Source organism: Enterococcus sp. E4-223 (assembly GCF_035727065.1).
Lineage (GTDB): Bacteria > Bacillota > Bacilli > Lactobacillales > Enterococcaceae > Enterococcus_B > Enterococcus_B faecium.
The window spans coordinates 391,071-412,109 of record NZ_JAPMLH010000002.1 but is presented as its reverse complement, the minus strand read 5'-3'; the positions used below and the strand labels follow the sequence as shown (position 1 = coordinate 412,109).

Sequence of the window (21,039 nt, the reverse complement as noted above, 5' to 3'; positions counted from 1 at the left end):
CTACTTTGAAGCTTTTAATTCTAAAATCATATCTCGCACATTAGCGGCTGTTTCAAAATCCAATGCTTTCGCCGCATCTTTCATTTCTTTTTCTAATTTCATCAATAACGTATCTTTTTCTTCTTTCGTCATTTCTTCATACGAGACTTGTACCGCTTCTTTTGTATCATCTTCCGATTCTTTCGTAATAGAAATCAAATCTCGGATTTCTTTAATGATCGTTTTTGGAACGATCCCATGTTCTTCATTGTACTTCTGCTGAATCGTACGGCGTCTTGATGTTTCATCCATCGCTAGACGCATAGAATCTGTTACTTTGTCTGCGTACATGATTACTTTACCTTCTTCATTCCGAGCAGCTCGTCCAATCGTTTGGACTAAGGAACGTTCACTACGTAAAAAGCCTTCTTTATCCGCATCCAAGATAGCAACAAGGGAAACTTCAGGTACGTCTAATCCTTCACGAAGCAAATTGATTCCAACTAACACATCAAATTCACCTAATCGAAGATCTCGAATGATTTCTGTTCGTTCCAGCGTTTTGATATCACTATGCAAATATTTGACTTTGATCCCTAATTCTTTGAAATAATCTGTGAGGTCTTCTGCCATTTTTTTCGTCAATGTCGTTACAAACACCCGCTGGTCTTTTTCGACTCGTTCATTTATTTCGCCTACTAAATCATCGATTTGTCCCATGATTGGACGGACTTCGATCACTGGGTCAAGCAGCCCTGTCGGACGGATGATTTGTTGGATAACGGTATCTGTTTGTTCATGTTCATATGGTCCTGGCGTCGCAGAGACATAAATGATCTGATTGACATGTTTTTCAAACTCTTCTAACCGAAGTGGCCGATTGTCTAAAGCAGATGGCAAACGAAAACCGTAATCTACTAGCATCTGTTTTCTCGCTCGGTCACCATTATACATTCCTCTGATTTGAGGCATGGTTACGTGCGATTCGTCCGCCACGATCAAAAAATCTTCAGGAAAGAAATCCAATAGCGTATAAGGCGGTTCACCTTCTTTACGTCCGTCCATATGCCGAGAATAATTTTCAATTCCCGACGTGTAGCCCATTTCTAACATCATTTCAATATCGTAATTGGTTCGCTGTTCTAAACGTTGAGCTTCCAGAAGTTTGTTTTCATTTCGCAAGACAGTTAAACGCTGTTCTAATTCCGCTTTGATATTCGCTACGGCATGCTCCATATGTTCATCGTTCGTCACAAAGTGAGTCGCCGGGAAGATTGCTACGTGTTCCGTTTCTCCTAAAACTTCACCTGTCAGTGCATTGACTTCTCGGATACGTTCGACCTCATCTCCAAAAAACTCCACACGTAAGGCACGTTCATCTCTTGAAGCCGGAAAAATCTCCACGACATCACCGCGCACTCGAAAACGACCGCGCTGAAAATCTATATCATTTCTTTCGAATTGGATACTGACTAAGTCACGAATCAGCTGATTGCGATCTAGTTCTGCTCCCTGTCGAATTGAAACTACTTGTTTTTGGTACTCAAAAGGCGAGCCTAATCCAAAAATACATGAAACGGATGCAATGACGATCACATCATTTCTTTCTAATAATGAACTAGTAGCCGAATGTCGTAATTTGTCGATCTCATCATTTACACTTGAATCTTTTTCGATATACGTATCGCTTGAAGGCACATAAGCTTCAGGCTGATAATAATCATAATAAGAAACAAAATATTCAACAGCATTGTTAGGGAAAAATTCCTTGAATTCCCCGTACAGCTGACCAGCCAATGTTTTGTTATGGGCAATAATCAGTGTTGGTTTATTCACTTTCTCAATAAGATTGGAAATCGTATATGTTTTCCCTGTTCCAGTCGCACCTAATAAGATTTGTGCTTTTTTCCCGCCGACTACGCCATCCACTAATTGGTTAATCGCTTCAGGCTGATCACCAGCCGGTTGGTATTTCGAGACAAGCTCAAAGTGTCGGGAGGTATCTCTCTCAATCATTCTTCGTCCTCCTTTTCATTCATTCCTTTTCATTTTACGACCAATAAAAAGAAAAGGAAAGCAAAGGCATTCCTTACTAAAAAATTATACCACACCGAACATACTTTCGCTACTTTTTTATCTTATTATACATGTTACGTTTTATAACATAAAATGTTAGAAACTCGCATTTTTTTCATTTTTTCGAGCTTACAGTCTTGTCTGATTCAGCACTTTTCGCCTATAATAATAAAATATTGGAAATTTAGGAGGTTGATTATGAAAAGAAAGCATTTATTTCACTCATTTGTTTTCTTAATGACAGGACTTGTGACACTTGCGTTTGGTCATGTTGCACAAGCTGACAACACTACAACGGCAGAGTCAAGCACAAGCGAGACAATGCAAAAAATAGAGCCCAAAAAAGACGTATACGTAATTGCCAGTGACTCTGCTTTTGCTCCATTTGAATTTCAAAACGCAAAGGGCGAGTACGAAGGCATCGATGTAAAATTGATGGAAAACATCGCCAAACTGCAAGGATTTAACATCCGAATGGACTACCGTGGTTTCTCTGCTGCTTTGCAAGCTTTGGAATCAGGACAAGCAGACGGAATGATTGCCGGAATGACTGTAACAGATGAACGAAAGAAAAGCTATGATTTTTCTGATTCTTACTTTGATAGCGGGATCCAATTAGCTGTCAAAAAAGGAGATACTTCGATCAAGTCTTATGAAGATTTGAAAGGAAAAACAGTCGGAGCAAAAGTTGGTACCGAAAGTGCTGAATTTTTAAGCGACCATGAATCTGAATATGGCTATTCTATCAAATATTTTGATGCTGCTGATCAATTGTACGACGGGTTAAAAGTTGGCGCAATCGATGCAATGATGGATGATTATCCGGTAATCGGTTATGCGATCAAACAAGGACAAGAATTGGAAACACCGATCAAAAAAGAATCTGGCGGAAAATATGCATTTGCCGTTAAAAAAGGACAAAATCCTGAGCTTCTTAATATGTTCAATGAAGGATTGAAAGAATTAAAAAGAACAGGCGAATACGATAAGATTATTAAAGAATATGTAGCGGATGGTTCAGAAACTTCCAGTGAGTCTTCCACTGCTGATGAATCAACATTTCTTGGACTTATCCAAAACAACTATCAAGCATTGTTGAAAGGACTTTGGAGAACAATTCTCCTAACTTTGATCTCCTTTGCTTTGGCTATAGTAATCGGTGTGATTTTTGGATTATTCAGTGTAGCACCAATACGCGCTCTTCGCACACTTGCTAGTATTTATGTCGATATCATCCGAGGAATTCCAATGATGGTTCTTGCGTTCTTTATTTTCTTTGGGTTGCCTGGTATCGTTGGATTTACGATTCCTGACTTCCTTGCTGGTGTTATCACCTTGACTCTTAACGCAAGTGCTTATATCGCAGAGATTGTTCGAGGCGGGATCAACGCCGTTCCTGTCGGACAAATGGAAGCTTCCAGAAGTTTAGGTCTTTCTTATAATCGGACAATGCAAAAAATCATTTTGCCGCAAGCGATACGCATCATGATCCCATCATTCGTCAATCAGTTCGTTATCTCATTAAAAGACACAACGATCATTTCCGCAATCGGTGTAGTCGAATTGCTGCAAACTGGTAAGATCATTGTTGCACGTACAACACAAAGTACGTATGTTTACTTGATCATTGCGATCATGTACTTGATTTTGATCACAGCATTGACAAAATTAGCAAAAGTTTTAGAAAAGAAGGTGAAGTAAGATGGCAGAAAAAATCTTAGTTGAGCATTTAGTCAAAAAATACGGCGATAACACAGTATTAAACGACATCAATGTATCCATCAACGAAGGAGATGTCGTCTGTATCATTGGCCCTTCAGGTTCAGGAAAAAGTACATTCTTGCGTTGCTTGAATCGTTTAGAAGAACCTTCTGACGGTGAAATTATTATTGACGGCGCCCACTTGATGGATAAAAGCACAGATATCAACTTGGTGAGACAACATATCGGAATGGTATTCCAACACTTTAACCTATTCCCTCATCTTTCTATTTTGGAAAACATCATTTTAGCACCGATGGACCTGAAGAAAGAATCTAGAGAAGAAGCAGAGAAAAAAGCAATCAAATTACTGCAGACAGTTGGTCTAGAAGATAAAAAAGATATGTATCCTGAAATGCTTTCTGGTGGACAAAAACAGCGTGTGGCTATTGCTCGTGCTCTAGCGATGAACCCTGACATCATGCTTTTTGATGAGCCTACTTCTGCACTCGATCCTGAAATGGTCGGTGATGTCTTGAACGTCATGAAAAAGTTAGCAGAACAAGGTATGACGATGGTTATCGTTACGCACGAAATGGGGTTCGCTAAAGAAGTGGCCAATCGCGTCATGTTCATTGACGACGGAAACTTTTTAGAAGACGGAACGCCTCAACAAATCTTTGAAAATCCGCAAAATGAACGGACAAAAGATTTCTTGAATAAAGTATTAAATATTTAATAAAAACCAAAAATGCACGGTCGCCATGAAGAGACCGTGTATTTTTATCTTCTTATTTTCTCACCTAATCGTATCAGCCGCATCGCTTGTTTTCCTGCACAAACAAGCAATCGCTCTACCTGTTCCATCGCATAAGAAAGTACCATCGGTTCATTGATGATATCAAGTACATAGTCGATACCACCCTCACTTAATTGAGCTTGATTTTTCTTCTCCATATTATGTAGTTGTGGGACAACTTTCTGACAACCAGCAATTGTGTCAAGAACGGATCAATCCTTTATTGGAGTTGCTCGAAAGGATCTTCTCTTATTACGGACAGGCTTTGTTCACTGTACATAGACAACAAATCATTATCCTAGTCAATCGGATTTCCAGAGCCTCATTGCTATCATTGCTTGATAAAATCCAGACAAAGTTTAATAAAATGTATCAGTTACAGCTAAACTTTGGAATTGGGTCGCTTTGTTATACAGAGCAAGAGACACCGCAATCTTTCCTTCATGCCCAACACGCTGTGAACGGATAACTTTCCATCAATCTGTGAACGAGATCCGCTTTTTTGAAGATTTAGACCTCGGGATCATTTTACCAGCAATCCCGTCAGATCAACGAACATTATATGTAAAACGTATTTTGAAAAGCCCGACAGAAGAAGAAGTACATTTGTTCAAGAAGACTTTGGCATGCTTCAGTAAAAATAACGGAAGCATCAAAAATTGCTCAGAAGAATTATTTATTCATAAAAACACCTTGCAATATCGATTGAACAAGTTCCATTCTCTCACTGGTTATACCCCTAGAAACTATGACGATTATCATATTCTAAAGCTGGCTTTTTTGTTGGTACAAACATGACAACTACAAAAAAACCAGGCGAACATATGATTGTTCGTCTGGTTTTTAATTATTAATGACTTAGCGTTTTTACTAGAAAAACTACTTCCGCTTTTTCCCGCCAAAAGCATCTTTAAACTTATCGAAGAAACCGTCTTCTTGCTGTTCTTCAACTTTGATGCCGCCAGCTTCAGCGAATGCACGTAATGCTTCTCTTTGTTGTTCATTTAGATTTTTCGGTGTGATCAGTTTTACTTTGACATGTTGGTCGCCTGTTGCACCACCACGTAACTTCGGAGCGCCTTTTCCACGTAAACGGAAGTTCGTACCTGTCTGTGTTCCAGCAGGGATCTTCAATTTCACATCTCCATGGACAGTTGGTACTTGGACTTCATCCCCCAAAGCTGCTTGTACAAAACTTAAAGGCAATTCATAGTAAATTTCAGAACCTTCACGATCAAAGATATCACTTTCTTCTACACGGAAGACCACATACAAATCACCAAATGGTCCGCCGTTTTCTCCAGCTTCTCCTTGACCAGCTAAACGCATTTGTTGTCCTTCTTCTACACCAGCTGGTACATTCACTTTAACTGAATGTGCTTTCTTCTCATGTCCTGAGCCATGACAGGTTGGACAAGGTTCTTTGATTTCTTTCCCTGTCCCATGACAAACATCACAAGTTTGACGGCTCATCACTCGTCCAAGTGGTGTTTGGCGTTCTACATTGATCGTACCTGCACCATGACATTTATGACAAGTAGTTGGTTGTGTGCCTGGTTTTGCACCGTTCCCACCACAAGTATGACAGATTTCTTCCCGATTATACTTGATTTCTTTTTCTACACCAAAAATCGCTTCTTCAAAAGACAAGTCGACCGTATATTGCAAATCAGCACCTTGACGAGGCGCATTTGGATCGACTGACCGACCGCCTCCTCCAAAGAAAGAGTCGAAGATATCTTCAAAACCACCGAAGCCGCCACCAGAGAAGCCGCCGAATCCACCAAATCCGCCACCAGCTCCACCAGCACCGTAATTTGGATCTGTGCCTGCATGCCCGTATTGGTCATATGCAGCGCGTTTTTGCGGGTCACTTAAAATCTCATATGCTTCTGATACTTCTTTGAATTTTTCTTCCGCATCAGGTTCTTTATTGATGTCAGGATGGTATTTTTTCGAAAGCTTACGATAAGCTTTCTTTATTTCATCTTCTGATGCTCCTTTTGAGAGCCCTAAGACTTCATAATAATCACGTTTTGTTGCCATAGGCTTTCCTCCTATTGGTTCTCATCATTTTCACGTCGCTTGTTATCATATCATATTTTGTTTGAAACAAAAACCGATACTTCAAACTATTTTTCAAAAGAAAAAGCCAAAGTAGCAACTTTGGCCTTCTCTCGAAATTCAGTGAACTGATTATTTATCGTCGCCATCGACTTCTTCAAAATCAGCATCAACGACATCATCTGCTCCGCCTTGAGCTGCTTCTGGGTTTTCTTGAGCTTGTTGTTGTGCCGCTTGTTCGTATAGTTTAACAGTCAAGTTTTGAACGATTTCGTTCAATGCATCGCGTTTAGTTTTCATTTCTTCGATGTTGTTTGCTTCAACAGCGGCTTTCAATTCATCGCGAGCTGTTTCTGCTTTTTTCACTTCTTCTTCGTCCACTTTGCCTTCTAATTCTTTCAATGTTTTGTCCACAGAAAATAGCAATGCATCTACATCATTACGTAGGTCAACTTCCTCTTTACGAGCTTTATCTGCTTCTGCATTTGCTTCTGCATCTTTTACCATACGTTCGATTTCTTCGTCTGTTAGACCTGAAGAAGATTTGATCGTGATTTTTTGTTCTTTTTGTGTACCTAGATCTTTCGCAGATACATTTACAATCCCGTTTTTATCAATATCGAATGTTACTTCGATTTGTGGAATACCACGAGGAGCTGCTGGAATATCTGTCAATTGGAATCTTCCTAGAGTTTTGTTGTCAGCAGCCATTGGGCGTTCACCTTGTAATACATGGATGTCTACTGCTGGTTGATTATCTGCCGCAGTTGAGAATACTTGTGATTTACTTGTTGGAATCGTTGTATTGCGGTCAATCAATTTAGTGAACACTCCACCCATTGTTTCGATACCTAATGACAATGGTGTAACGTCAAGTAAAACAACATCTTTCACATCACCAGTGATCACGCCACCTTGGATAGCAGCACCCATAGCAACTACTTCATCAGGGTTAACTGATTTGTTTGGTTCTTTTCCTGTTTCTTTACGTACTGCTTCTACAACTGCAGGGATACGAGTAGATCCACCGACTAAAATAACTTCGTCGATTTCTGATTGTGATAGACCTGCATCTTTTAGCGCTTGACGTACTGGTACTTTTGTACGTTCTACTAAGTCAGCTGTTAATTCATCAAATTTTGCACGTGTCAATGTCATTTCCAAATGCAATGGTCCAGATTCTCCTGCTGTGATAAATGGCAAGCTGATTTGTGTGCTTGATACGCCAGATAAATCTTTTTTCGCTTTTTCAGCAGCGTCTTTCAAGCGTTGTAAAGCCATTTTGTCTTGAGACAAGTCAATGCTGTTTTCTTTTTTGAATTCTGCTACCATGTAGTCGATGATTTTGTTATCAAAGTCGTCCCCACCTAGATGGTTGTCGCCAGCTGTTGACAATACATCAAAGACACCGTCTCCTAGTTCAAGGATAGATACGTCAAAAGTACCGCCACCAAGGTCGAATACTAAGATTTTTTCGTCGCGATCTGTTTTATCTAAACCATAGGCAAGAGCAGCTGCAGTTGGTTCATTGACGATACGTTCTACTTCTAGACCAGCGATCTTACCAGCATCTTTTGTTGCTTGACGTTGTGCATCATTAAAGTAAGCTGGCACAGTGATAACTGCTTTTTCGACTTTTTCACCTAAATAGTCTTCTGCGAATCCTTTGATATATTGAAGGATCATTGCTGAGATTTCTTGTGGTGTATATGATTTACCTTCTACATCTACTTTGTAACCTGCTTCACCGATATGGCGTTTGATTGATGAAATCGTATTTGGGTTTGTCACAGCTTGACGTTTTGCAACTTCCCCTACTTGGATTTCTCCATTTTTGAATGATACAACAGAAGGTGTTGTACGGTTTCCTTCTGGGTTAGCGATGATTTTTGCTTCGTTTCCTTCCAATACTGCTACTGCAGAGTTAGTCGTACCTAAGTCAATACCGATAATTTTACTCATAATTAACGTCTCCTTCTTTAATTGAAAGTGTAAGTTTTATATCCGCACAATTATTGTGCAACAATGACCATAGTTGGTCTTAACACGCGATCATGTAATTTGTAGCCTTCTTGTAGTACTTCTACAATCGTATCGGCTGGTGTATCTTCAGTCGCTGGAACAGTTTGTACTGCTTGATGAAGATTAGGATCAAAGGCTTCTCCTTTAGCAGGGATTTTTTCAATTCCTTCTTCTTCCAGTGCGTTACGCAAACTTTCCAAGACCATTTCCACGCCTTTTTTCAAACCTGCCCCTTGATCATCTGACACTTCTGTGGCTAATGCACGTTCCAGGTTGTCAATTGATGGAAGTAATTTTTTGGCTAAATCTTGTGAACGGTATTTTTGTAATTGCTCACGCTCATTTTTTCCTCGATTTGCCATATTTGCGATTTCAGCACGAGCCCGCAAGTATTTATCTTCCATTTCTTCTAACTCAGCTTTTAATTTCGCTGTTTCGAATTCTTCCGCTTCAGCTTCTGAAATACCCGAATCTTCTGCAGCTTCGACATCGATTTCCGGTTCTGGCTGAGCATCTGTCATTTCTTTATCTAGTTCTTCTTGATTTTCTTTCACGATACAGTCTTCCTTTCATTATTCAGTCAGCTGTTTGATTGCTCTTACTAAGAAAGAGAGAACGATCAGCTGCAAATAGCTTCGTTATTCACATTACGAGTTTGACAAGTCAAGCGAACGGTAGTAATCAGCAAGTTTAGCTGCTAGTTCTCTTCGATAAACATCGACTAGACCGAACATCCGAGAATAAGGCATACTAGTAGGCCCTAACAAGGCTATTGTACCTCTTCCATGACCATCTATCTCGTAACTTGCTTGAATCATACTCATATTCTGCAATAAATCATTGCCTAATTCAGCACCAATCTTGATATGAATATTGCTATCCATCGGAGTGATCATTTGTGTAAGTCCGTCTGAGTCTTTCATAAAAGAAAACATCGATTTGAACTGATCAAGATCTTGACGGGGCTCATAATCCAAGAGATTCATTTGTCCACTGACATAAACCTTATCTTCAAAAACATGACCAAGAACGGTGTCAAATAACTGAGACATCCCTTCTGTCGTTTGGAAATATTTATGAAGAATCATCGGAATCTCCGTACGAAGTTTATGGTACACCGTCATCAGAGGATCTCCGACTAGACGGTCGTTTACAATCTGTACCATTTTTTCTAGTTCCTGACTTCCCATATATTCGGGAAGAGTGAACACTTGGCTTTCTACATTCCCCATATCTGTTACGACGATAGCAATAATCTGTCGATTATTCAAGGGTACGATACGAAAGCCAGTCAGTCGGCGGTCTTTTATTTCAGGTCCCAATGAAAAAGTCGTATAGCTTGTCAGCTCAGATAATATCTCAGCAGATTGCTTAATAATCTCATTGATTTCATGAAATTCTCTGCCTAGAGACTGACGAATCAGCAGCAAATCATCTTCTGCTACGCGAGCAGGTTTTAACAAATGATCCACGTAATAACGATAGCCTAAAGCAGATGGAATCCGCCCAGAAGAAGAGTGAGTCTTCAACAGCAATCCTTCATCTTCTAATGCTTTCATATCATTGCGAATCGTTGCTGAGCTGGCCTTGACTCCCTCAGACATCAATGTTTTGGAACCAACGGGCACGCCACTACTCGTATAGTGTTGGATGATCAGACGTAAAATGTCGTTTTGTCGCTTTGTTAACATCTTCCTCACCTCTCATTAGCACTCATATATTCTAAGTGCTAATCCACTTATAAATATAGCAAGAAGCCCTTCTCCTGTCAAGAGAAAGACTCCATTTTTTAGCACTCTAAACACAAGAGTGCTAATTCTAAATAATTGATGTAAATCCAGTTATATCAACGTTTCAATAGTCCTTTATTGTATTTTTGAACTTTTTTTATTTAAATTCAGATAAAAAACAAATATTCTTTAAACTATTTTTCAAACAAAAAGCGCTCAAACACATTGTTCCCCAAAAAGGTCCCTCTTGGTGTCAAATAAACACGGTCTTCTTCATTAACAAGTAACCCTTCTTGCTCTAATTCCCTTAGCACATCACCGTACACCGATTCAATTGTTTTTTGATAGCGATCATAGAAATGTTTTTTAGTAATCCCTGTTTTTTTTCTTAGTCCTAAGAACATTTCTTCTTCTATTTGATTTTTTCGTGTCAATTTTTCTTCTTCCAATACCGGGCGTTCATTTGCTCGTAATGGGCGTAAATAGTGTTGGATTGGTCCTTTGTTGCGGTAACGAATATCTCCAAGATAACCGCTAGCACCAGCTCCAAACCCAAAATAGTGGTCATTGTTCCAGTACATGAGGTTATGTTGAGATTCATGTCCGGAGAGCCCAAAGTTACTTATTTCATATTGGTGACGTCCATGCTTTTCCATTGCTTCAATCGTCTCTTCAAACATTCTGGTTTCCGTTTCCTGATCAGGCAGTTCGAGTCTACCTTGTCGTACCCAGTTCATGAACATTGTTTTGTTTTCAAGGATCAATGAGTACAAAGAATAATGAGGCAGATCCAAAGCCAAAGCTTTTTCCAAAGTATCCCGATATCCTTCTAGTGTTTGTCCCGGTAATGCATAAATCAAATCGATGCTTACATTGGTAAAATTTTCTGCTTCTAAAAATTGCATTGTTTGATACACATCTTCTGCAGTATGTTTACGTCCAATTTTTTTCAATAAGCGATTGTCAAATGTCTGCACTCCCATGGATAAACGATTGACGCCATAGTTTTTCATCACTTGAAGTTTTTCACGGGTCAAATCACCAGGATTCGCTTCTACAGTAAACTCATTACCATTTTGAAAAGGCAGGATCTCTCTAGCACCTGATAATAGTCGATCAAGTTGTTTAGCAGATAAAGAAGTTGGTGTTCCGCCTCCTACATAAAGTGTTTCCAAATTCGCTGTAGGATGACTTTCCAGCATTATTTTCATTTCATTCAGCAGCATTTCCACATACTCATCTACTGGCTGCCCTTCTAAAAAAACTTTATTAAAGTCACAGTAATAGCAGATATGCTCGCAAAATGGGATATGAATGTACGCAGAAACCTTGTTTTCTGCGGGATTTATTGTTTCTATCATTGAAATTCTTTCTCCTTACGTCGAAAAGTCGTGCCTGTTTTCGACCTTCTTAAAATCGCGTTCAAGCACCAACTCATTGAAATAAGCCGCATATTTAGAATCAAGGAAACCTAGCTCTAAAAATGCTTGCTTATTGTCATCGGAGCTACACGGTGCTTTTACAGCCTCTCGATAAACGGTAATCGCAAAGCTGACCTTCGGCATTAACTCAAAATCTGCAAAAATATGAAAAGCTATTTTCACAGATTCCTCCTTAAGTGCTCAGGTCACAACGCTTTGCTTACAACCTCTCATATACGCATACTAAACGTATTTGGCGAACAAATCCACTAAAAAATCCAAGAATCGACTTCTTGGATGATTTTTTCTTTCATTAAACTGGTTACCTAGTTATATATTTCTAGGGTTGTTTTCATGTCTGAGTGCCCGATATGATTTATTTTTCGTTTCTATAATTACTTTTTGCCTTCCAGTTTCTTTTAATATTGTACTCAAGCAAGTGGGAATTGGTTCTTTTGTCATCCATGTATGCAAAATGTTATAATGCTGGTAAACAAAAATGATTACCTGTCATTTTTATTTAGTTCGTATTTAATTAAGTTGACTGTCTGTATACTCTGTCTAAAACTTAAGAATTGTTGTTTTCGCTGTCGCTATCCAAATTTAATGAATGTCTGTATGTTAAAACTGTTGTCCTTGTCATAGATAGTAAAGGAGAGCTTGAAAATGAAAACTGCGATTACGTTTCTATTAGAGGAATATGCCGATTGGGAAGGTGCTTATATTACTAGCACACTAAACCAAAATGAGAAATGGCAAAACAAAACTGCTTCTATCCAATCAGAGGTCACTTCCATTGGAGGATTAAAAACAAAAATCGATTACTTAATCGAACAAATACCTGAAAAAGTTGACCTCTTTATTATGATCGGTGGCAATTCATGGGACATAAAAAATCATCATTTATATCAAATAATCGATAAATTGTTAAAAACAGACGTACCAGTAGCTGCTATTTGTGGGGCAGTTGATTATTTAGCTCAGAGCGGATTATTGCAAGGTTACAAACACACCGGAAATGCGCAATTTCCTTGGTTAGAATCGAAAAATTATCAGAATAAAGAAGATTTTATAGAACAACAAGCTGTGAAAGATCGTAATTTGATTACTGCGAATGGAACAGCTCCTATAGAATTCACAGACTTGATTCTTCAAGCAGTCCATTTTGAAACAGAAGAAATAAGAGAAAAAACGATTCGTCTATACAAACTCGGATTCTATGATTACTATAAAAAGTACGGAGATCCTTTCTCCTAATCATTCTCTTCAATTAAATACTCCTTATCAATAGTGTGACAAGTAATTTTACTGATGATTATTTGTCACACTTTTTCTGACATTTATCAAAGAAGATACACTCTATTTATATTCATAGACAAGGTTTTACGGATTCAAAAATTCAGGATTATGCTATACTGGTATTAAAAAAATAATGAGGTATTTTATATGAAAAAGTTAGGTTTTATTTTATTGTTGGTCTCTTTATTCCTTGTAGGATGTACGTCTCCTAGTAAAGAAAATAGTGATCCATCTGCGACCACAGACAAAAGTTCAATCAGACAAACCAGTTCAGCTGAAAAATCAAGTACTCAGAAATCAGCTTCTACTGAAACGAATACATCTTCAACAAGCAGTAAAGTCTCAGAGCCCAATACTTCTTCTACATCTAGTAGTACAGTTGAGACAAATATTTCTTCTTCAACAATAGACACAACCTCCTCACAGTCTTCTCAGTCAATAGATCCGTTAGCAGGATATTCTGATCTACAAATTGAGTACGCACGTGTTTGGCTAGCTATTAGAGGTAATACTTTTAGAGATACATCGGGTGATTTCGAATTACATGTTATTGATTATCCTGCAGGAACACCTATCGCCCCTTATGATGCAGGGAGTGCAGTCTATCCGAAAGATGTGGTTATGCTCACTGGGAAATACAGTTACCAGGAAGTTTTAGTGTATTCAAGTAACCATGACGGGACAATCACTAGTTATCCAGTTCCTTCACATTGGCAAATGCCTGCAGATCAAACATCTTATCCAGCGTTCATTAGAGAAACAACTCAAGAAATCATTGATAATGCATCTGTAGTAGCTATTCCTACAGGAAATCCAAATGATGTGAAACAGCTGATCAATGTGATAGTTATGGATAATTAAAATTTCTAATAGATCATACAAAAAGAAGCTGGCAAAATACTGTCAGCTTCTTTCATTTTCTTTTCTATTTAGATTTGTTGGTCTTTGATAAACTCCAAGGCAGGAAAAAATTTTTTAAATAAACGTTTGCAAAACAGTCGCTTTTCTATCTTCTACCGCTACTTCTGCATAGGCACCATTGATCAATGTCAGTTGTGGCGGTACATGACCACAATCAATATCATACAAGATCGGTAGCTTTAATTCCTTTGACAGATCTTCGTATACATCCTTCATTTTATAATCTAACAAATCCTCTGCCGCACTTCTACCGAACATGATCCCCGAGCTGCCATCAAACCATCCTGCCAGTTTCATCTGAACAAGTGATCTTCTTAAATCAACTGACGATAGCTCACAGTTTTCTAGAAACCACAAGATCGGCTTTCCATCATTATACTTTCTTTTAAAAGATTGGACATCTCCATAAGGGGTACCGATTAAATGCCTGATCGTATCAATACAGCCACCTAATAATCGTCCCTTCATCCTTACTGCATCTCCGCTGACTGATTGCCAATTTGTTGGTTCAGTGAGATGGAAAACAGAAGATGATGAATGCTCATGGGGCCACTCTTTTTGATACTTTTCAGAAGGTTGCTGTAGAATCGATTCTCCTTCTCTTGTTTTCAGTACACTTTCCCACATTGCTGTCGTTTCATCCAAGTACTCTCCTCTTAAATCAATAAGGTTAGTTCCATGTGCAGTGGCTATCCCTGTTTTTAATGTGACAGCAAGTAGCAACGTACTAATATCTGAATAACCTACTATCCATTTTGGTTGTAGAGCATCAAAATCGACAAAATCGAGAATCTCAATCAATAATTCTCCTCCCCAAGGCGGAAAGATCATTTGGATATTTTCATCTTGCATCATTTGATTGAATTCATCTGCTCGTTTTCTTGCTGGACCTGATTTTTCCTTATCTTGCGTCCAAAGCGTCTTTCCAGTAACTACTTGGAAAGATTTTTCTTCCATTCTCTTTAAAGCTGATTCGAGTAACGAATGGTGTTCCTCTGATACGCCTGAGGATGGTGCAGTAACCCCAATCGTTGCATTTCTTTCTAATAATGGATAACTTATCATGTTGCTTCACCTCCAAGTATGCACTATTTTACTTGGTTAATTGTTTTTTTCGTTTGCCGGCATCAAAAATATCGGCATCTCAAGTAGCTGGATGATTTTGTTTAAGTCAACCGTTTGGATGACCATCGTTTGATCTGGTCTACCTGGTGCAAAAACAAGTTTTTCATTTGATAAGAGCTCTTCATCAATAATAATCGGAATCTGTTTTTCATAACCAAACGGAGAAACAGCGCCCTGCTTTTGTCCCGTTTGTTCTTCCATGCGTTCTGATGAAACAATAGAAAGCCTTTTACCGACGATCTTCCCTAATGCTTTGAAATCCGTTTGTTTCGTAGTAAAAGTCAGATATACGTAGTTATTATCTTTTTTATCTTTTAAGAATAAGCTTTTGGTCTCTGTACCTGTAAATCCTTGTTCTTTCTTTATTACCAAAGCATCTTCATTTGTATAAATGGCTCGATGATGATACAACTCAAAATATATATTTTCGTGTAAGAATTTCTTTGCCAAGTCAATCATTTTTATGTCTCTTTTCTATTTTATTATTTGAGACATCTTATCATATAAATATAGCGGTTACAACATTACTTGTGTTTTGTTCGTTTTTTATACATAACTATTGTTTTTCTGGTAAAATAAATCAAACCACTTAATGGAGGCGTTTTATAATGGAAAAATTTCAGCCGATCATCAATCAGATCAAAGAAAAAGAACATCAACAAAAGATCAAAGACCTTTTTGCTAAGATAACAGAAACGTATCCCCAGCTAGACACAACTGTAAAATGGAACCAACCTATGTTTACTGACCATGGTACCTTTATTATTGCATTTAGTTTTGCTAAAAATCATTTTTCTATCGCACCGGAAAAAGCAGCGATTCGTGCCCTTGAAAAAAATATCCAAGAAGCAGGCTACGTATATACGGATAACGTCATCAAAGTTCCTTGGAAAAGTGTAATCAACTGGGAATTGATTGAACAATTGATTTCATTTAATATTGAAGATAAAAAAGGTCATGATAAATTTTGGCGATAAAGCTTTATACGAATAAACCTTTTACTGGCGAGGAAACTATTCATCATCTTATACAGGTTTTGTTCAATCCTATCCTTTTTATCATCCCTGGTTAAACACTTAATTGACAAAGTATCTGCTATTTTTATAAGGAGTCTTTCTTGTGCTGAAAAAAATCACTGATTGAATGGCTTTGAATTTTCCACTTAGTAAAATTATTTTTTCAGCAATTTTCCTGCAAAACTTTTGAATAAGGAAAAAATACGAGAAAATATCAGTGATCTTTCATAATACTGCCCATTATTTTTAGGTATATTTAAATATAATATCACTTTAGGAGAGAACGAATTTCTTTAGAGAAATAAAAGTTAGAATTTTCTGACTTGATTTTTACAATGACCTTAATTAAAATCGTTCTTTCTACATTTCGTGATTAAGCAAATATCAACTAAGTCAGTAGAACCATTCACATAGGAGGGTGAACATTGAAAGATTTTTACTCAGTAAATGAATTAGCCGAACAATTAGGTGTTACTACACGTTCTATCAGAAATTATCTTCATGAAGGAAAACTAAAAGGAACAAAGGTTGGCGGGCAATGGAAATTTTCTGAACGTAATCTTTTTGAGTTCCTATACGGAGATCAAGCAGAGGAAGCAGCAAAAGAAATGCAGCGATTCATGCTAAATGCACCAATCACGATGCGTTTCAACCTTCAATATCGTGATTTTACAGCAATCAATCAATTCCGAGAACAATTAGTCCAGTACCATAACGATGTTTACGCAAATAAAAAAGACCGTCTTTTACAATACGATCTTTATAAAGACAATCATGCGGAGATACTAATCGGTGGTAACTTCAATTATGTCGTAAACTTTAGTCAATGGATCAATGAAAAATTATTGATCCAGACAGATATTTCCCTTGTATCTTAAACAATTAAAAAGCGCTAGAAATTCCAGAGATGTTGGAAATTCTAGCGCTATTTTTTTATAAGTACTTACTGTTTGGTTCAAACAAATATTTTTTTAATAAATGAGATTTTACCATCTTTATCCTCAAATAAAGACCGTGACCATGCTTCCTACTACGATCAGCAATAATCCGATAATCGTTAATTTTTTTTCTTTTGGTGTCTTATTTTCATGTAGGATGTACATACCGCCTAATGTAGAGATAACTACGTTTAGCTGTGTAATGATATATGCAGTAGCAACCCCATTTTCATTTGCTGAAAAAATATAAGCCAATGCTGACACACTAAAGATGGCTCCAACGATCGTTGCTTTCCAACTCTTGTCTTCAGAAAATGCGGTTGGTTTACGGAAAATCACATAAATCACTGCCCCTAAAAAGACACCGATCATTTGCGGAAAGAAAATGGAAAGTCCGCTTGCATCAACTAGTTTAGGCAATGCACTGTATACCCAATAACCAATACTTGTTGATGCTAATAGACTAATTCCTTTTGTGATACCGCCTTTTTTTCCAGGATCATCACTGATTGCCGTTAAAGCAGAACCAAATACAAGAAGAATGATTGCTGCTGCTCCAATGATTTTCCCCATACTTCCAGACCATTCTCCAAAAGCGAAGACACCAATCAACGAGGTTCCGACTAACTGTAATGCAGTCGAAATTGGCATCGTTTTAGAAACACCAATCAAGTTGAAAGATGTATACTGTCCTGTTTGTCCAATAACCCAAAATGCACCAGAAAGTAAACTAATCAAAAATGTAGTCACTGAAATACCAGCTGGAGAAGCGAATAATTGAACGAGTAAGCCGACAAGCACCGCTCCAATACCAGTTCCTAATATCTCATTTGTTGGTCTGCCACCAATCTTTTTCAAAATCAGTGGCTGGATCCCCCAGCCAACTGCCGGGATCAATGCAATCAATAAACCCATTTTTATTCACCCTTATCCTTTTCCACCTTGGAAAGAAGGATATAAAGTCATCCCACCATCTGCAAATAGTGTAATACCTGTAACATAACTGGATTCGTCTGAAGCCAACCATGCAGCTGTCGCCGCTATTTCTTTTGGTTCACCTACGCGTCCTAGTGGGATCATACTTTCCAAGAGTTCTTTTTGTTCAGGATCATCAAATTTTGCCGCATTAATAGGTGTACGGATAGCACCAGGGCCTATACTATTGATTCTGATTCCCTTCGGTGCATACTCCATTGCTACCGTTTCGGTAAATAATTTTACCCCGCCTTTTGAAGCAGCGTAATGAGCAAAAGTTGGCCATGGGATCTGTTCATGAACAGAAGACATATTGATGATATTTCCTTTTTTATTATTCTCTGTAAAGTAATTTAAAGCCGCTTTCGTTCCGATAAAAACGCCAGTCAAATTGACTTTTAACACTCTTTCCCAATCTTCAAGGCTAAGTTCATGGGTTGGATGCTGATTTTCCATCCCAGCATTATTAACCCAAACGTCCAGTGTCCCAAAATTTTCTAAAGCCGTATCAAGTAAACGCTGTATTCCTTTTTCAGAACTGACATCTGCTTGTACAGAGACTGCTTTTCCGCCTGCCTCTTCGATTGCTTTGACTGCTTTTTCTGCTCCTTCTTTATCCGAGTTATAGTTGACAACTACATTCATTTTTTCTTTCCCGAATCGTTGAGCAATCGCTGTTCCAATCCCCTTTGAGCCACCAGTTACTACTGCGACTTTGTTTTCTAATTCCTTGTACATAGTACCCACTCCTTTTTCATACCTAAACCTGTTATTACGGATAACTTTTATTTCCGTCTTAAAGTGAGTGTACACCAAGATATATAGTCTAAAGCAAATGATACGCTCTGGCAATCGTTTTCATGAATTGCTAGTGTCCTTTTATTTCTATAAAGAAAGAGGTTGTGACAGAAGTGGTCAGCTTCAAGAAATTTCGGCTTATTTCCGAAGAAGCTACTTCTGAAAAACCATTTATTTGGAAAAAAAGGCTGTGACAAGACTTTTGTCACAGCCCCTTTCCTGGGCTTATTTATCACCCATTTTATTGTAATTGCTAGTTATACATAAACAAGAGATTTTATGCATAATGTTTTATTGCTGAGAAAAATATTCAGCTGTTGCTTGTTCATCCTCTTTGAGTTGTTCAATCAATTCCTCTACACTAGAAAATTTCACTTGATCTCTTAAAAATTGATTCCAGCGTACTGCGACATGTTCACCATAGATATCTTGATTAAAGTCCAAAATATACAATTCTACAGTCAGCTCCCGTCCTTCACCGAATGTATCATTATGTCCAATTGAACCCATGGCTGGATACCAAGTTTCCCCAATTTTTATTTCCGATACATAAACACCTTCTTTAGGCAAATGAACTGTGCTCTTTACTTTGACATTTGCTGTAGGGAATCCTAGTAGTCTGCCTCGTGCATCGCCATGGACAACTACCCCTTCTACCTCATATGTGCAACCTAATAGTTTTGCTGCTTCTTTTACTTGTCCGCTGTCTAGTAATCCTCGAATACGGGTAGAGCTGATTTTTTCACCTTGTTCTTCTTCTTTAGAAACTGTGACGATTTTGAATCTTCCTTTGGCATATTCAGGAAAATGAGCGACATCTGCAATGTCTTTTGGTCCATACGTATAATCAAAACCGGAAACAGCATATTTTGCATGTAACCCTACGATGTATTGATCAACAAATTCCTGCGGTGCTAAATGAGCAAAAGAAGAAGTAAAATCAACTTCATATAAATAATCTATACCCAAAGCGGCCATTTTTTCTTCTTTTTGCTTAAGGCTAGTCAAATATTTCACGCTGCTAGGATCGATCTTTTTAAAGACAATAGATGGATGCTGATTGAAAGTCATCAATGCTAATTTCAATCCTTCTTTTTGTGCAATTTCCATACCTGTCTTTATGACTTTCTGGTGTCCGATATGCACGCCGTCGAAAAATCCCAGCACTAAAACGACATCGTCTTCTGGAATTTGTTCTGATTGGTAAGGATGTCTGATCTTGATGATATTCATTCGTTATTCCTCATTTCTCAATACTTTACTAGGTTTTAATTTGTTTTTTTCTTTCGGGTTTGGCTGATAGATACTGACAACTTTTCCTTTATAAAACAAAGCAATTTCTTCTGACGGCATTTCTGGGAGCGCAAATACAGTATAATTAAGTCTCATACCGTTTTTTACTTTCTGCCATACTTTATCAGTAATATCTACTCGTTTGAACCGTTCCACTCCTTTTTCTATTGGCAGCAAACAATCATCGATTGTCCCATTTTTCACAGCTTGAGCTACTTCTTCTAATGTCAGAGCATCCTTCTGGGACATACCGGCACTTGCTGTTCGGGTCAGATCAGACATGTGCGCAGGGTAACCAAGTTTCTTGCCTGTATCTACAGCTAATGTGCGGACATAGGTTCCTTTCCCGCATTCTACTTCGAAGCGCCAAGAAATGGTTCCTGTCACTTCGTCTCTTGTCAATTCACTTGTCCGGATAAAACGGTAAATCTGAGCCTTTCTAACAGGCCGCTCCACTGTTTCATTATTGCGGGCATATTCATATAACCGCTTACCGTTGACTTTTACCGCTGAGTACATTGGTGGTATCTGGGTGATCTCACCAATAAATGAAGCCATCACTTCATCTATTTTTTCTTCAGATAAAGACATATCTACTGGTTTTGTTTCTACCCGTTCTCCGGATCGATCTTCCGTCGTTGTACTGAAACCTAGAGTTATCTCGCCTACATAGATTTTCCCAGAATCTGTCAAATATTCGATAACTTTTGTGGCTTTTCCAATACAAATGGGCAACACACCGTCTACGTCTGGGTCAAGCGTACCCCCATGTCCGATTTTTTTCGTATGTAAGATTTTTCTTAATTTGAATACGCAATCATGACTTGTCATTCCGCGTTCTTTCCATAAAGGTAATAACCCGTCCATGTCTTTTCTCCATTT

The 21,039-nt window shown here is 38.2% G+C and carries 20 protein-coding genes and 1 pseudogene; 7 read left to right on the top strand and 14 right to left on the bottom strand.

Translation table 11 applies throughout. From position 1 onward, the window contains the following. On the bottom strand, positions 1-1,995 hold the full coding sequence (uvrB, locus tag OS139_RS04710) for an excinuclease ABC subunit UvrB (RefSeq protein ID WP_002294444.1): 1,995 nt from the start codon (positions 1,993-1,995) through the stop codon (positions 1-3). Positions 1,996-2,253: 258 nt separating this feature from the next. On the opposite strand from uvrB, the gene OS139_RS04705 reads away from it, so the two are divergent. After that, positions 2,254-3,756 (top strand): amino acid ABC transporter substrate-binding protein/permease, encoded by a 1,503-nt coding sequence (locus tag OS139_RS04705; protein ID WP_002331457.1) that lies wholly within the window; start codon positions 2,254-2,256, stop codon positions 3,754-3,756. Between the two features lies 1 nt (position 3,757). Next, positions 3,758-4,495 carry an amino acid ABC transporter ATP-binding protein gene (locus OS139_RS04700; protein WP_002292113.1) on the top strand — a complete coding sequence of 246 codons (738 nt, stop codon included), beginning with the start codon at positions 3,758-3,760 and terminating at the stop codon, positions 4,493-4,495. 44 nt (positions 4,496-4,539) lie between these two features. On the opposite strand, the gene OS139_RS04695 is transcribed toward OS139_RS04700, so the two are convergent. After that, the gene (locus OS139_RS04695; RefSeq protein WP_002296523.1) at positions 4,540-4,713 is read right to left on the bottom strand and encodes a hypothetical protein; all 174 of its coding nucleotides are present in this window, start codon (positions 4,711-4,713) and stop codon (positions 4,540-4,542) included. An 11-nt stretch (positions 4,714-4,724) separates the two neighbouring features. On the opposite strand from OS139_RS04695, the pseudogene OS139_RS04690 reads away from it, so the two are divergent. Continuing rightward, positions 4,725-5,353, top strand: a pseudogene (locus OS139_RS04690) (PucR family transcriptional regulator). 81 nt (positions 5,354-5,434) lie between these two features. Here OS139_RS04690 and dnaJ read toward each other — a convergent pair. The 6 genes from dnaJ to OS139_RS04660 form a co-directional block, all read right to left on the bottom strand. Beyond that, positions 5,435-6,601 carry a molecular chaperone DnaJ gene (gene dnaJ, locus OS139_RS04685; protein WP_002289374.1) on the bottom strand — a complete coding sequence of 389 codons (1,167 nt, stop codon included), beginning with the start codon at positions 6,599-6,601 and terminating at the stop codon, positions 5,435-5,437. 150 nt (positions 6,602-6,751) lie between these two features. After that, positions 6,752-8,581: a molecular chaperone DnaK gene (dnaK, locus tag OS139_RS04680; protein ID WP_002292134.1), complete on the bottom strand. Its 1,830-nt coding sequence runs from the start codon at positions 8,579-8,581 to the stop codon at positions 6,752-6,754. 50 nt (positions 8,582-8,631) lie between these two features. Next, positions 8,632-9,195 carry a nucleotide exchange factor GrpE gene (gene grpE, locus OS139_RS04675; protein ID WP_002296525.1) on the bottom strand — a complete coding sequence of 188 codons (564 nt, stop codon included), beginning with the start codon at positions 9,193-9,195 and terminating at the stop codon, positions 8,632-8,634. 93 nt (positions 9,196-9,288) lie between these two features. After that, on the bottom strand, positions 9,289-10,332 hold the full coding sequence (gene hrcA, locus OS139_RS04670) for a heat-inducible transcriptional repressor HrcA (RefSeq protein ID WP_002289532.1): 1,044 nt from the start codon (positions 10,330-10,332) through the stop codon (positions 9,289-9,291). 233 nt (positions 10,333-10,565) lie between these two features. Beyond that, complete coding sequence (gene hemW / locus OS139_RS04665) at positions 10,566-11,732, bottom strand: radical SAM family heme chaperone HemW (protein WP_002331458.1); 1,167 nt, start codon at positions 11,730-11,732, stop codon at positions 10,566-10,568. A 15-nt stretch (positions 11,733-11,747) separates the two neighbouring features. Further along, complete coding sequence (locus tag OS139_RS04660; protein ID WP_002331459.1) at positions 11,748-11,975, bottom strand: hypothetical protein; 228 nt, start codon at positions 11,973-11,975, stop codon at positions 11,748-11,750. 483 nt (positions 11,976-12,458) lie between these two features. Between OS139_RS04660 and OS139_RS04655 the strand changes: the two genes are divergently transcribed. Next, on the top strand, positions 12,459-13,049 hold the full coding sequence (locus OS139_RS04655) for a type 1 glutamine amidotransferase family protein (protein ID WP_002331460.1): 591 nt from the start codon (positions 12,459-12,461) through the stop codon (positions 13,047-13,049). A gap of 189 nt (positions 13,050-13,238) precedes the next feature. Further along, positions 13,239-13,952: a hypothetical protein gene (locus OS139_RS04650; protein WP_325066814.1), complete on the top strand. Its 714-nt coding sequence runs from the start codon at positions 13,239-13,241 to the stop codon at positions 13,950-13,952. 114 nt (positions 13,953-14,066) lie between these two features. Here OS139_RS04650 and OS139_RS04645 read toward each other — a convergent pair whose 3' ends face one another. Next, positions 14,067-15,077: a S66 family peptidase gene (locus OS139_RS04645; protein WP_002331462.1), complete on the bottom strand. Its 1,011-nt coding sequence runs from the start codon at positions 15,075-15,077 to the stop codon at positions 14,067-14,069. A gap of 36 nt (positions 15,078-15,113) precedes the next feature. After that, positions 15,114-15,596 (bottom strand): YbaK/EbsC family protein, encoded by a 483-nt coding sequence (locus OS139_RS04640; RefSeq protein ID WP_002294466.1) that lies wholly within the window; start codon positions 15,594-15,596, stop codon positions 15,114-15,116. A 149-nt stretch (positions 15,597-15,745) separates the two neighbouring features. Here OS139_RS04640 and OS139_RS04635 point away from each other — a divergent pair, with 149 nt between their 5' ends. Further along, entirely contained in the window at positions 15,746-16,114 is a 369-nt protein-coding gene (locus OS139_RS04635; protein ID WP_002294467.1) for an iron chaperone, read from the top strand. Between the two features lie 464 nt (positions 16,115-16,578). After that, entirely contained in the window at positions 16,579-17,031 is a 453-nt protein-coding gene (locus OS139_RS04630; protein WP_002296526.1) for a helix-turn-helix domain-containing protein, read from the top strand. 123 nt (positions 17,032-17,154) lie between these two features. On the opposite strand, the gene OS139_RS04625 is transcribed toward OS139_RS04630, so the two are convergent. From OS139_RS04625 to truB, 4 genes are all read right to left on the bottom strand, one after another. Then, the gene (locus tag OS139_RS04625; protein WP_002288523.1) at positions 17,155-18,006 is read right to left on the bottom strand and encodes a GRP family sugar transporter; all 852 of its coding nucleotides are present in this window, start codon (positions 18,004-18,006) and stop codon (positions 17,155-17,157) included. Positions 18,007-18,018: 12 nt separating this feature from the next. After that, positions 18,019-18,804: a glucose-1-dehydrogenase gene (locus OS139_RS04620; RefSeq protein ID WP_002331464.1), complete on the bottom strand. Its 786-nt coding sequence runs from the start codon at positions 18,802-18,804 to the stop codon at positions 18,019-18,021. A gap of 351 nt (positions 18,805-19,155) precedes the next feature. Continuing rightward, the gene (gene ribF, locus OS139_RS04615) at positions 19,156-20,097 is read right to left on the bottom strand and encodes a riboflavin biosynthesis protein RibF (RefSeq protein WP_002288521.1); all 942 of its coding nucleotides are present in this window, start codon (positions 20,095-20,097) and stop codon (positions 19,156-19,158) included. Between the two features lie 3 nt (positions 20,098-20,100). Beyond that, on the bottom strand, positions 20,101-21,024 hold the full coding sequence (truB, locus tag OS139_RS04610) for a tRNA pseudouridine(55) synthase TruB (protein ID WP_002331466.1): 924 nt from the start codon (positions 21,022-21,024) through the stop codon (positions 20,101-20,103). Between the last annotated feature and the right edge of the window lie 15 nt (positions 21,025-21,039).

Bases quoted from the DNA above. Each gene is read 5' to 3' on its own strand.
- uvrB (WP_002294444.1), bottom strand. From the start codon at position 1,995: ATGATTGAGAGAGATACCTCCCGACACTTTGAGCTTGTCTCGAAATAC.
- OS139_RS04705 (WP_002331457.1), top strand. From the start codon at position 2,254: ATGAAAAGAAAGCATTTATTTCACTCATTTGTTTTCTTAATGACAGGA.
- OS139_RS04700 (WP_002292113.1), top strand. From the start codon at position 3,758: ATGGCAGAAAAAATCTTAGTTGAGCATTTAGTCAAAAAATACGGCGAT.
- OS139_RS04695 (WP_002296523.1), bottom strand. From the start codon at position 4,713: ATGGAGAAGAAAAATCAAGCTCAATTAAGTGAGGGTGGTATCGACTAT.
- dnaJ (WP_002289374.1), bottom strand. From the start codon at position 6,601: ATGGCAACAAAACGTGATTATTATGAAGTCTTAGGGCTCTCAAAAGGA.
- dnaK (WP_002292134.1), bottom strand. From the start codon at position 8,581: ATGAGTAAAATTATCGGTATTGACTTAGGTACGACTAACTCTGCAGTA.
- hrcA (WP_002289532.1), bottom strand. From the start codon at position 10,332: ATGTTAACAAAGCGACAAAACGACATTTTACGTCTGATCATCCAACAC.
- hemW (WP_002331458.1), bottom strand. From the start codon at position 11,732: ATGATAGAAACAATAAATCCCGCAGAAAACAAGGTTTCTGCGTACATT.
- OS139_RS04655 (WP_002331460.1), top strand. From the start codon at position 12,459: ATGAAAACTGCGATTACGTTTCTATTAGAGGAATATGCCGATTGGGAA.
- OS139_RS04650 (WP_325066814.1), top strand. From the start codon at position 13,239: ATGAAAAAGTTAGGTTTTATTTTATTGTTGGTCTCTTTATTCCTTGTA.
- OS139_RS04645 (WP_002331462.1), bottom strand. From the start codon at position 15,077: ATGATAAGTTATCCATTATTAGAAAGAAATGCAACGATTGGGGTTACT.
- OS139_RS04640 (WP_002294466.1), bottom strand. From the start codon at position 15,596: ATGATTGACTTGGCAAAGAAATTCTTACACGAAAATATATATTTTGAG.
- OS139_RS04635 (WP_002294467.1), top strand. From the start codon at position 15,746: ATGGAAAAATTTCAGCCGATCATCAATCAGATCAAAGAAAAAGAACAT.
- OS139_RS04625 (WP_002288523.1), bottom strand. From the start codon at position 18,006: ATGGGTTTATTGATTGCATTGATCCCGGCAGTTGGCTGGGGGATCCAG.
- OS139_RS04620 (WP_002331464.1), bottom strand. From the start codon at position 18,804: ATGTACAAGGAATTAGAAAACAAAGTCGCAGTAGTAACTGGTGGCTCA.
- ribF (WP_002288521.1), bottom strand. From the start codon at position 20,097: ATGAATATCATCAAGATCAGACATCCTTACCAATCAGAACAAATTCCA.
- truB (WP_002331466.1), bottom strand. From the start codon at position 21,024: ATGGACGGGTTATTACCTTTATGGAAAGAACGCGGAATGACAAGTCAT.